Here is a 10,972-nt window from a genome sequence, read left to right on the forward strand (position 1 = left end):
CCGGCGGGCACCTGCCCGCCGGCGTTTCCCGAGGTCACGTGCTGCCGGTCGAGACCCGAACCCGGTTGCGGCCCGCGTGCTTGGCCTCGTACAACCGCTGGTCGGCCAGCGAGATCAACCCGGCGGCCGGGGTCGACGCGCCGCCGGACGCAACGCCGATGCTCACCGTGACGGTGAGGCCCTCGGCGACCACCGACCAGTCGTGCTCCTCGACGGCGCGCCGGATCCGCTCGGCCGCGGCCGCCGCCTCGGCCGCGGTCAGGCCGCGGAACAGCACCGCGAACTCCTCGCCGCCGTAGCGGGCGGCCAGGTCGTCGGCCCGGCAGACGGACCGCAGCAACCGGCCCAGCTCGCGCAGCACCTCGTCGCCGATCTGGTGGGAGAAGCCGTCGTTGACCCGCTTGAAGTGGTCGACGTCGATCAGCGCGATGGTGTGACCGGCCACCCCGGCGGCCAGCTCGTTGTCCAGCCGGCGCCGGTTCGCGAGCCCGGTCAGCGGGTCCTCCAAGGACAGTCGCTGCAGGCCGTCGGCGCGCAGCCGCTCCCGCTCGGCGCTGGCCTTGGCCTGCTCGGTCTCCAGCCGCACCGCGGCCAGCCGGGCGTTGCGCTGCGCCGCCTCCGAGGCGACCTCGCAGTACAACAGGTGGAACCGCTTGTAGGTGGCGAGCGCCGCCGCGAAGTCGCCGTTCTTCTCGTACGCCTCGGCCAGGTGCTCGCAGTACATCATCGCCGAGCCCTTGCTCTCGGCGACGTCCAGCGCGCGCGAGAACAGCGCGATGGCCTCCTCGTATCGCCCGAGCAGCACGCAGATGCCGCCGCGGGTGTCGAGGTGATGGGTGATCGTGAAGGCCGAGTCCCGCCCCGGGTCGATCTCCCAGGTGTCGAGCAGGGCCAGCGCGTGCGCCGGCTGCCCGGCCGATGCCAGCGCCTCGGCGAGGTTGCCCAGGGCGCACGCCTCGTTGCGCCGGTGCCCGTGCTCGCGGGCGATCGCCATCGCGGTCTGCGAACGCTCGGCGGCGGCCAGCGAGTACTGGACGGCCGCTTGCTCGTCACCGCGGGTCCGGGCCACCTGGGACTGCATCAGCAGCGCGCAGGACACGGTGTCCTGCAGCGCCCCGTTGGCGATCTCGTCGCCGAGCAGGCGGGCCATCTCGGCGCCCCGCTCGCACAGCTCGATGGCCAGGTCGTGCTGCTGGAGGACGAGGTAGACGTTGGCGACCGCGGTCATCGCGGCGATCCGGGCGCCCAGGTCGGCACCGGCCTCGGCCAGCTCCAGCGCGGCCAGGCTCTCGCCCAGCGCCTCGTCGGTCTCGCCGGAGGCGGTCAGGGCCCGGGCGACCTCGCTGCGGGCCCGCGCCTCCGCGCTCGGGTCGCCGATCTCGCGGCACAGTTCAGTGGCGCGCAGCGCGGCCTCGATGGCCTCCGGATACTCGTCGCGCAGGCGGCGGCAGGTGGCGAGGATGCACAGCGCCTCCGCCCGCTCGGCCGGCCCACCCCGGTCGGCCGCCTCCTGGGCGAGCGCCCGCGCGGTCTCGTGCTCAGAGCCGCGCAGCGCGTCCCGGCTGCGCTGCAGCAGCTCGGCGGCGGTCACCCGCTCCACCACGGCGATCTCGGAACCGCTCGACATGCGCTACCCCGGCCGTACGACGATGGCGACCTGACGGCCGAAGCATCGGTCGCGAACCCCCGCGGCCTTAGCCCTGCGTCACCGCGGCGTCCCGCATCCGGCCGGAGCAGGTAACAACTGATCATATCGCCGGGATGCACGCCCGACCGGCCACGCGGCCCGAAAGTGCCGCCGGAGGTCGCATCTATTGACAACCATGAAATCAGCACGCAAGGATTTGTTAACGTTCACATCCGCGACTCCCCAGCAGCGTCCAGGCCACGTGCCGCTGCTTCGCACGCCCGCGAAAGGACTCCGATGAGTCTCCGGTCCCCCCGTCCCCGCCTGCGCAAGGCGCTCGCCGCCGGGGCCGCCGCCCTGGTCGTCGCGGCGTCGCTGGTCGCCTCGACCAGCGCGGCGAATGCCGCCACCACCGCACCCTGCGACATCTACGCCGGCGGCGGCACCCCCTGCGTCGCCGCGCACTCGACCACCCGGGCCCTGTTCGGCTCCTACAGCGGCTCGCTCTACCAGGTGAGACGCTGGTCCGACGGCGCGACGACCAACGTCGGGGTGCTCGCCGCCGGCGGGTACGCGAACGCCGCCACGCAGGACAACTTCTGCTCGGGCACCTACTGCACGATCGTCAAGATCTACGACCAGACGTCGCACCACAACGACCTGTCCATCGCTCCGGGCGGCGGCGCCAACCCGACCGCCGACCAGGGCGCGAACGCGGCGGCGCTGCCGGTCACCGCGGGCGGCCACAAGGTCTACGGCGTCTACATCTCGGCCGGCAACGGCTACCGGAACAACTCGACCAATGGCGTCGCCACCGGCAGCGCGCCCGAGGGCATGTACATGGTCACCGAGGGCACGCACGTCAACAACCGCTGCTGCTTCGACTACGGCAACGCCGAGACGAACAACAACGACACCGGCAACGGCGACATGGATGCGATCTACTTCGGCACCCTGTGCTGGTTCTCGCCGTGCAGCGGCTCGAACCCGAAGGTCATGGCCGACCTGGAGAACGGCCTGTTCGCCGGCGGGAACGGCTCGAACACCGCGAACACCGGCCGCAACAGCGCGTTCGTGACGGCGATGACGAAGAACAACGGCACCAGCACGTACGCGATCAAGGACGGCAACGCCCAGTCCGGCGGGCTGGCCACCCGGTACAACGGATCGCTGCCCACCCAGAGCGGGTACCTGCCGATGACCAAGCAGGGCGCGATCATCCTGGGCATCGGCGGCGACAACAGCAACGGCTCGGTCGGCTCGTTCTTCGAGGGCGTGATGACCAGCGGTTACCCGTCGGACGCCACGGAGAGCTCGGTGCAGTCGAACATCGTGGCCGTCGGCTACTCGAAGAGCGTGACGTTCCCGGTGAGCGGCTCGTCGTACCGGCTGACCAACCTGGCCGCCGGCAAGGTGCTCGACGCGATCAACTGCGGCACCGCTGACGGCACCCTGCTCGACGTCTGGCAGAACCTCGGCAACACCTGCCAGCAGTGGAAGTTCACCAGCGTCGGCGCCAACAAGTGGACGATCGCGAACGTGAACTCGGGCAAGGTCCTGGACGCGCAGAACTGCGGCCTGGCCCTGGGCACCGTGGCTCGGCTGTGGTCGTCGCTCGGCAACAACTGCCAGCAGTGGGCGGTCATCCCGGCCGGCAACGGCCGCTACGAGCTCGTCGTCGAGAACAGCGGCATGGTCCTCGACGACCAGAACTGCGGCACCGCGAACGGCACCAAGGTGCAGCTGTGGATGTGGCTCAACAACACCTGCCAGCTCTGGTCGTTCTCCTCGTAGTTTTCCGGCGCGGGGCCGCCGCCGGCGGTCCCGCGCTCACCGCAGCTTGCGCTCCGCCTTCGCGAGTGCGTCCCGGCCGAACTTGGCCAACAGCGGTGCGTCCGGACCATTCGTGAGCGACGCGACCGTCACCACCAGCCCACCCCGCCGGATGACCAGCGTGTTGTCGTAGAACACCTGGCCGCTCCCCAGCCGGAGGGTGTACGAGTCGTCGCCGAGCCGGGCCTGCGCCGGCTCGGTCACGTCCAGGACGTGCGGGTTGCCGCCGCTGTCGTGGATCGTGATGGTCAGGCACTGGACGATCATCTGGCGGGTGGTGGCCAGCAGCCGCTTAGCGTCCGCGTCGGTCGTGGCGAGGACCCCCTCCACCAACTGGGTGCGCCCGTCCCCGGCCTGGAACCCGATCACCGCCTGCACGCCCGGCCACGCGTTGATCCGGTCGTACGGCGGGCAGTTCGTCACCTCAAACCCGGTCTGGTTGACCGTGCTCGTCCCCACGGTCCAGCCCGCCGGCATGTCGTCGAGCGTGAGCAGCGCGTCGGTCAGCCGGACGCCGTCGAACTGCCCCGGCGGCGCGCCGGATCGGCTGACCACCAGCGCCGAGGGCACGAGGCCGGCGATGGTCGACGGAGCAGGGGTCGGGGTGTGCGGACCGGCGGCGCTCACCGCCGCGCTCACCGCCGGTGGCGTGGTCGCGGGCGCGCTCGGCACGACCAGACCGTGCCGCTGCACACCGCAGCCGGCCGGCATCAAGAGGACCGCCGCCAGGACGATCCGGCGCAGCACCATGGCCCCTCTCCCCCGACAGTGCACAATGGTGGGTCATTACCGATGATGCTCGGTCCTCGCAACCCCACAACGGCCGTTCGGCCGATCCCGTTTGGGGTCGAGCGGCAACGAGCGCGTAAAGAGACCTCCGAACCTTCATTCGGCGTACGCCCGGACGTAGCGTCCGTCGAATGCTGGTGACCGAACTCGCTCTCGTGGCGGAGACCGACCGAATTTCCCACTCGCAGCTCACCCGGGTCGCCGCGGCGCTGCAGAAGCAGGCGATCCGCGACTTCGCGCCGATCTGGTCGATCCACGCGACCGTCGACGCCTTCACGACGCTCGACGACGTGCCGATCGGGTACTGGCCGATCATCGTGCAGGACGACATCGGGCAGCCGGGCGCCGCGGGCGTGCACCTGGACCAGAACGGCCAGCCGTACTCGCTCGTGGAGTACAGCGAGTCCTGGTCATTGACCGCGAGCCACGAGGCCCTGGAGATGCTGGCCGACCCGTTCGGCAACCGGGTGGTCGCCGGCGACTCGCCGAAGCCCGGGCAGGGCCGGGTCGAGTTCCTGGTCGAGGTGGCCGACCCGATCGAGGAGGCCCAGTTCGCGTACAAGGTCAACGGGGTCCTGGTCTCCGACTTCATCACGCCGCACTTCTACGACCCGGTGGCCGCGGCCGGCGTGCGCTACTCGTTCGGCGGCAACCTCGACGGGCCGCGCCGGATCGTCACGGGCGGCTACCTGAGCTGGCACGACCCGGACAGCGACCACTGGTTCCAGCAGATCTGGTTCGGCACCGACCCGGAGTTCCGCGACCTCGGCAAGCTCACCAACCGGGTGGGCAGCCTGCGCGAGGCGATCGACGCCCGCACCGGCACCCTGCCCCGGCTCACCCGGACCGTGCCGTCCTCGCCCACCTTCGCGTCGGTGCTCGCGGCGGCCGGCGGGGTCAAGTCGGCGACCTCCGCCCGCGCCGACGGCCTGCGGCGCGAGATCGAGGCGCTGCGCGCGGGCACCGCCCCCGCCGTCGAGTGGGTCGACGGCGACTGACACCATCGGCGCCATGAGCGAGATCGAGTCGCGGATCGCCGAGCTCGGGCTGGTGCTGCCCGCGCCGGTGACGCCGCCGGGCGCCGTGCGGTTGCCGTTCCGTCAGGTGCGCGTGGTCGGGTCGGTGGCGTACGTGGCCGGTCACGGCCCGCTCGCCGCGGACGGCACCCTCGCCGAACCGCTGGGCAAGGTGGGCGCCGAGGTCACCCCCGAGCAGGCGTACGCGTCGGCCCGGCTCACCGGCCTCGCGATCCTGGCCAGCCTCGCCCGCGAGCTCGGCGACCTGGACCGGATCGCGGCCTGGGGACGCGTCTTCGGCATGGTGAATGTCGCGCCCGGCTTCGACCGCCTGCCCGAGGTGATCAACGGCTGCTCCGATCTGCTGCTCGAACTCTTCGGGCCGGAGGTCGGCGGGCACGCCCGCAGCGCGGTCGGCCAGGCGGCGCTGCCGTTCGGCATCCCGGTCGAGATCGAGGCCATCGTCCACTTGCACGCCTGATCCACTGTCTCGATAGACATCGAATTCGACGAATTCCTTTCGCTGTTCGTTCTATCACCGTTCAACTGGCGGTGTACGCCCTCGTCAGCCAAAAACTCCTACGTTTCGTAGGGGCTGACGAAAGAGGGATCGATGGAACAGCCGCGCGCGGTGCGGGCCCGGCGGATCACCAAGTGCTTCGGTGAGGTGGTCGCGCTCGACGCGATAGACCTCGATGTGGCGCCGGGGCAGATCCACGGCCTGGTCGGACCCAACGGCGCGGGCAAGACAACGCTGCTCGGCCTGCTGCTGGGCCTCGCGGTCCCGGACAGCGGCACGCTGGAGATCCTGGGCGCGCCGGTCCGGCGGGCGCTGGACGTCCCGGACGGCGTGTCGGGCTTTGTGGACGGCCCCGGCCTCTATCCCTCGCTGACCGCGCGGCAGAACCTCGCCGCCCTGGCCCGGCTGCGCGGGCGGAACCCGCGCAGCGCCGGGATCGACGAGACGCTCGCCCAGGTGGGGCTCACCGATGTCGCGGACGACCGGGCCGGCGGGTTCTCGCTCGGCATGCGGCAGCGGCTCGGGCTCGCCGCCGCGCTGCTCACCCCGCCGACCCTGCTGGTACTGGACGAGCCGGCCAACGGGCTGGACCCGGCCGGCTCCCGGCACGTGCACCGGGTGCTCACCGGGCTCGCCGCCGAGGGCACCAGCATCGTGCTCTCCAGCCACCGGATGGACGACGTCGAGGCGCTCTGCTCCGAGGTCACCATCCTGGCCACCGGACGGGTGGTCTTCTCCGGGCCGCTCGGCAAGCTGGCCGCCGAGAACCGCGAGCTCGACTACCGGCTGCGCACCTCGGACCCGGCCCGGACGCGCGCCATCGCTTCGGACTCGCACGGCATCACGGTCGTTGAGGACAACGTGGTCCGGGGACTGGTTCCCGCCATGGACGAGCTCGTGACCCGACTCGTACGGGAGAACGTCGCCGTCCGCGAGCTGACGCCGGTGGTCTCTCCGCTGGAGGCCGCGTTCCTGAGTCTTACGGAGGACAAGCGATGACCGCCGCCACCCTGGCGCGGCCCGCGCCGCTCTACCGCGGCCTGCGGTTCGAACTGGTCAAGCTGGTCTCGCAGTGGCGGATCCGGCTGGTCGTGCTCGCCTGCTGGGTGGCGCCCGGCCTGTTCGTGGCCGCGGTGAGCCGGCAGAGCACGCTGCCGGTCGACACGCTGTTCGGCCGGTGGATGCACGCCACCGGCTGGGCCGGCCCGCTGGTGATGCTGGGCTTCGCCGGCACCTGGGCGCTGCCGCTGCTGGTCGCGCTGGTGGCCGGCGACGTGTTCGCCGCGGAGGACCGGCTCGGCACCTGGCGGCACCTGCTGGTCGCGGTCCGCTCGCCGCGGCGCATCTTCGTGGCGAAGTCCCTCGCGAGCCTCTCGGTGATCGTGCTGATGGTGGCCGGGCTGGTCGTCTCCAGCGCGCTCGGCGGCGTGCTCGCGGTCGGCAACCAGCCGCTGACCGGGCTGGACGGGCACCAGCTGAGCGCCGGGGACGCCGGGGCCCGGGTGCTGCTCGCCTGGGCCTGCGTGCTGGCGCCGACGCTGGCGCTGGCCGCGATCGGGCTGCTCGGCTCGGTGCTGCTCGGCCGGTCGCCGATGGGGCTGCTGCTGCCCGCGGTGGTCGCGCTCGCCCTGCAACTCGCCCAGATGCTGCCGATCCCGGTCGCGGTGCGGCTGGCCCTTCCCGGGTACGCGTTCATCGCCTGGAACGGGCTGTTCGCGAACCCGGCGCAGTGGGGGCCGTTACTGATCGGGATCGCGGTCAGTCTGCTGTGGGCGGCCGTGGCGACCACCCTGGCGTACGTTCTCTTTCTGCGGCGCGACTTCACCAGCCTGACGCCGGACGGCACCGGCCGGCGGGCGCTGCTGTTCGGCGCGTTGCCGCTGGCCGCGCTGTTCGTCGTCTCGGTCGTCGTGCTCGGGGCGGCGACCGGCGTCTCCGGCTCCGGCATCGGGCAGGCGAAGGTGCAGCGCTCGATCGCCACCGCGTTCGCCCACCTTTACCGCCTGCAGACCGGCCGGCTGAACCGGCCGGACGTCACCGAGGCGCAACTGGCCACCACGGCCGACTGCACCAGGGGCGGCGGCCGGCGTGACCCGTCGGGGGCGGGAAACGACTGGCGCTGCGTGGTGACCTGGCACCTCCCGGGCACCACGGCCACCGGGCAGGCCATCTACCAGCTCGACCTGACCCCGGACGGGCGGTACATGGCCGACGGCGACGGCCCGAAAGAGGTCAACGGCTACTTCCTGGTGCACACCCCGACCGGGGATGCGCCGAATCCGCTCTGGCAGTTCGACGGCAATGTCGATCTGTTGAAGAACGAGCCGAAGGGATAGCTCGATGCAGGTAACACGCCAACGCAGGCGTGCCGGGAGCAGGACCGGACGACGGTTGTTCGTCGCCACGGCGGGCACCACCGCCGCGGTCGTCGCGACCGGCGCCGGCGTCGCGTACGCAAGTACGTGGCAGTTCGGCACCGATCAGGTCGGCGAGGTCACCGCGAAGGGTCAGGTCGTCTCCGCCGACCAGTACATCGACCCGGTGGGCGGGCGTCTCGTCATCAACAACGGCAAAATCATGTCGTCGACCGTCAGCCCCGACGGCAGCCACCTGGCCGCCAACGTCGCCGACGGTGGCGAGGCACTGGCCATCGTGGACCTCCAGTCGTGGAAGGTCCAGCAGCTCATCGGCAACAACGCCGCCGCCGACCTGCGGATCAGCGGCAACGACGTGGGCCAGGAAGGCCCGGCCTACTCCCCCGACGGCAAGCACCTCTGGCTGGGCCAGGCCGACGGATACCGCAGGTTCGACGTCAACGCGGACGGCTCGCTGGCCAACCCGACGTTCGTCTCGATCCCGAAGGTGGGCTCGAACCGGGCCCTGGCGAGCGGGGCCGTGTTCTCGGCCGACGGGTCCACCGTGTTCGCCGCGGTCAACGGGCAGAACCGGGTGGTCGCGATCGACGCGGCGACCGGCGCCATCAAGCAGACCTGGCCGACCGGCATCGCGCCGCGGGACCTGGTGCAGGTCGGCACCAAGCTCTACGTGAGCAACGAGGGCGGCCGCACGGCACAGGCCGGCGACACGACGATCAACTCGTACAACACCCCGGTGCCCGCCTCGCCGGTCACCGGCGCCGCCACCACCGGCACGGTCAGCGTCATCGACCTGGCCGACCCGGCCGCCGCGGTCGGCAGCATCGGCGTCGGCCTGCACCCGACCGCGGTGTACGCCAAGGGCCGGACGGTCTTCGTCACCAACACGGCGACCAACAGCGTCTCGGTCATCGACACCGGCCGCGGGAAGGTCGTGCAGACCATCGCCACCCAGCCGTGGCCGGAGGCGTCGGTCGGCTACGAGCCGAACGCGGTGACCCTCACCGACGACGGCCACCTGCTGGTCACGCTCGGCCGGGCGAACGCGATCGCGGTCTACCGGTTCTACGGCGCGCTCGCGCCGGTCAGCTACCTCGGGCTGCTGCCGACCGACTACTTCCCGGCCGAGATCACCACGGTCGGCACGCAGGTGCTGGTCGCCAACACCCGGGGTATCGACGCCCGCCGCCCGACCACCGCGGCCGGGCACGGCACGCACGACACCACCTCCAGCCTGACCCGCTTCACGCTGCCCAGCGACCGGGCCATCCGGGCACTGACCGCCAAGGTGTTCGCGCAGAACGGCTGGACGCCCGGGTCGGTGACCTACGGCAGCGGGTACGCGCGCCCGGCGCCGGTCCCGGTCCGGCTCGGCGACCCGTCGACGATCAAGCACGTGTTCCTGGTCGTCAAGGAGAACCGGACGTACGACCAGATGTACGGCGGCGAGACGCGGGCCAACGGCGACCCGTCGGTGAACGAGTTCGGCGAGAACGTGACCCCCAACCAGCATGCGCTGGAGCGGGAGTTCGGGCTCTTCGACAACACGTACGACATCGGCACCAACTCGGCCGAGGGCCACAACTGGCTGATGCAGGCCGACGACCCGGAGTACACCGAGTCCTCGGCCGGCGAGTACATCCGCAGCTACGACACCGAGGACGACGCGCTCGGCCACCAGCGGACCGGCTTCCTCTGGACCGGTGCGCAGGCCGCCGGCAAGTCGGTGCGGGACTTCGGCGAGTTCCACCAGTTCCTCACCAAGCCGGCCGGCGCGACCTGGCAGAACCTGTACTGCGACACGAAGAACATGGCCGCGACCGGCGCCGACACGGCGTACCCGCTGGTCTCGTCCTCGCCGATCCCGTCGCTGAACAGCGTGTCGGTCGCCGGGTTCCCGAAGTTCGACACCGACGTGCCGGACATCTACCGGTACGAGATCTGGAAGAAGGACTTCGAGAAGAACGGCCCGGCGAACCTGAACATGTTCTGGTTCTCCAGCGACCACACCGGCGGGCCGCCGAACGCCGCCGCCCAGGTCGCCGACGGCGACCTCGCGGTCGGCAAGCTGGTCGACACGATCTCGCACAGCAAGTACTGGAAGGACTCCGCGATCTTCATGGTCGAGGATGACTCCCAGGCGGGCCTCGACCACGTCGACGGCCACCGGGCCCCGATCGAGATCATCAGCCCGTACGCGAAGCGGGGCGTGGTGGACAGCCACTACTACTCGCAGATCACGATGATCCGGACGATCGAGCAGATCCTCGGGGTCCGGCCGATGAACCAGAAGGACAGCGCGGCCACCCCGATGTCCGCGGCGTTCACCTCGCGGCCCGACTACACGCCGTTCACCGCGGTGCCCAACCGCACCTCGCTCACCCTCGGCCTGTCGACCCTGCCGTCCTGCGGCGCGGACGTCCCGGCGGCCCAGGACCCGACCGCGGCGGCCGCCCCGACGGCCATCGTGCCGGCGAACGAGAAGGCGGTGGCGGCACAGTGGGACGCGTGGAAGGCGCATCAGCGGCTCTCCGGGCCGGGCGCCCGTGCCGACTTCGCCAACCCCGCGCAGATGAACCACTTCACCTGGTACCAGTCGCACGACTGGAAGAAGCCGTACCCCGGCGAGACCCAGATCGTGACGCCGGACAAGGTGCCCGGCGGCTTCATCCCGCCGGCCGAGTCGGACTGACGGAACCGGACGGAGACCGGCCGGCGGGGCGCCACCGAGCGCTCAGCCGGCCGGTTCCCGGTGCGGGGCCATCGGCTACCGGCCAGGCGCGACCGCCAGGCGCGAGCGCCAGGCGCGACC

8 protein-coding genes are annotated in these 10,972 nt (G+C 71.4%); 6 read left to right on the top strand and 2 right to left on the bottom strand.

The window, feature by feature from the left end:
* Positions 1-34: 34 nt before the first annotated feature.
* Complete coding sequence (locus tag ODJ79_RS22265) at positions 35-1,627, bottom strand: tetratricopeptide repeat-containing diguanylate cyclase (protein WP_263025465.1); 1,593 nt, start codon at positions 1,625-1,627, stop codon at positions 35-37.
* A gap of 297 nt (positions 1,628-1,924) precedes the next feature.
* On the opposite strand from ODJ79_RS22265, the gene ODJ79_RS22270 reads away from it, so the two are divergent.
* The gene (locus tag ODJ79_RS22270; RefSeq protein WP_263025466.1) at positions 1,925-3,421 is read left to right on the top strand and encodes an arabinofuranosidase catalytic domain-containing protein; all 1,497 of its coding nucleotides are present in this window, start codon (positions 1,925-1,927) and stop codon (positions 3,419-3,421) included.
* 36 nt (positions 3,422-3,457) lie between these two features.
* Here ODJ79_RS22270 and ODJ79_RS22275 read toward each other — a convergent pair whose 3' ends face one another.
* Entirely contained in the window at positions 3,458-4,210 is a 753-nt protein-coding gene (locus ODJ79_RS22275; RefSeq protein ID WP_263025467.1) for a hypothetical protein, read from the bottom strand.
* 170 nt (positions 4,211-4,380) lie between these two features.
* On the opposite strand from ODJ79_RS22275, the gene ODJ79_RS22280 reads away from it, so the two are divergent.
* The 5 genes from ODJ79_RS22280 to ODJ79_RS22300 all read left to right on the top strand — a co-directional run bounded on the left by ODJ79_RS22280 (position 4,381) and on the right by ODJ79_RS22300 (position 10,852).
* Positions 4,381-5,247: a hypothetical protein gene (locus ODJ79_RS22280; protein ID WP_263025468.1), complete on the top strand. Its 867-nt coding sequence runs from the start codon at positions 4,381-4,383 to the stop codon at positions 5,245-5,247.
* A 13-nt stretch (positions 5,248-5,260) separates the two neighbouring features.
* Complete coding sequence (locus tag ODJ79_RS22285) at positions 5,261-5,746, top strand: RidA family protein (RefSeq protein WP_263025469.1); 486 nt, start codon at positions 5,261-5,263, stop codon at positions 5,744-5,746.
* Between the two features lie 132 nt (positions 5,747-5,878).
* Positions 5,879-6,784 carry an ABC transporter ATP-binding protein gene (locus tag ODJ79_RS22290; RefSeq protein WP_263025470.1) on the top strand — a complete coding sequence of 302 codons (906 nt, stop codon included), beginning with the start codon at positions 5,879-5,881 and terminating at the stop codon, positions 6,782-6,784.
* Entirely contained in the window at positions 6,781-8,121 is a 1,341-nt protein-coding gene (locus ODJ79_RS22295; RefSeq protein ID WP_263025471.1) for an ABC transporter permease, read from the top strand. The genes ODJ79_RS22290 and ODJ79_RS22295 overlap by 4 nt, the downstream gene beginning before the upstream one ends.
* Positions 8,122-8,176: 55 nt before the next feature.
* Entirely contained in the window at positions 8,177-10,852 is a 2,676-nt protein-coding gene (locus ODJ79_RS22300; protein WP_263025472.1) for an alkaline phosphatase family protein, read from the top strand.
* Positions 10,853-10,972: the final 120 nt, after the last annotated feature.

The sequence above is a fragment of the Actinoplanes sp. KI2 genome, from assembly GCF_025630775.1.
Taxonomy (GTDB): Bacteria; Actinomycetota; Actinomycetes; order Mycobacteriales; family Micromonosporaceae; genus Actinoplanes.

Coding starts and splice junctions, on each gene's coding strand:
- ODJ79_RS22275 (WP_263025467.1), bottom strand. CDS start 4,210: ATGGTGCTGCGCCGGATCGTCCTGGCGGCGGTCCTCTTGATGCCGGCC.
- ODJ79_RS22290 (WP_263025470.1), top strand. CDS start 5,879: ATGGAACAGCCGCGCGCGGTGCGGGCCCGGCGGATCACCAAGTGCTTC.
- ODJ79_RS22295 (WP_263025471.1), top strand. CDS start 6,781: ATGACCGCCGCCACCCTGGCGCGGCCCGCGCCGCTCTACCGCGGCCTG.
- ODJ79_RS22265 (WP_263025465.1), bottom strand. CDS start 1,627: ATGTCGAGCGGTTCCGAGATCGCCGTGGTGGAGCGGGTGACCGCCGCC.
- ODJ79_RS22285 (WP_263025469.1), top strand. CDS start 5,261: ATGAGCGAGATCGAGTCGCGGATCGCCGAGCTCGGGCTGGTGCTGCCC.
- ODJ79_RS22280 (WP_263025468.1), top strand. CDS start 4,381: ATGCTGGTGACCGAACTCGCTCTCGTGGCGGAGACCGACCGAATTTCC.
- ODJ79_RS22270 (WP_263025466.1), top strand. CDS start 1,925: ATGAGTCTCCGGTCCCCCCGTCCCCGCCTGCGCAAGGCGCTCGCCGCC.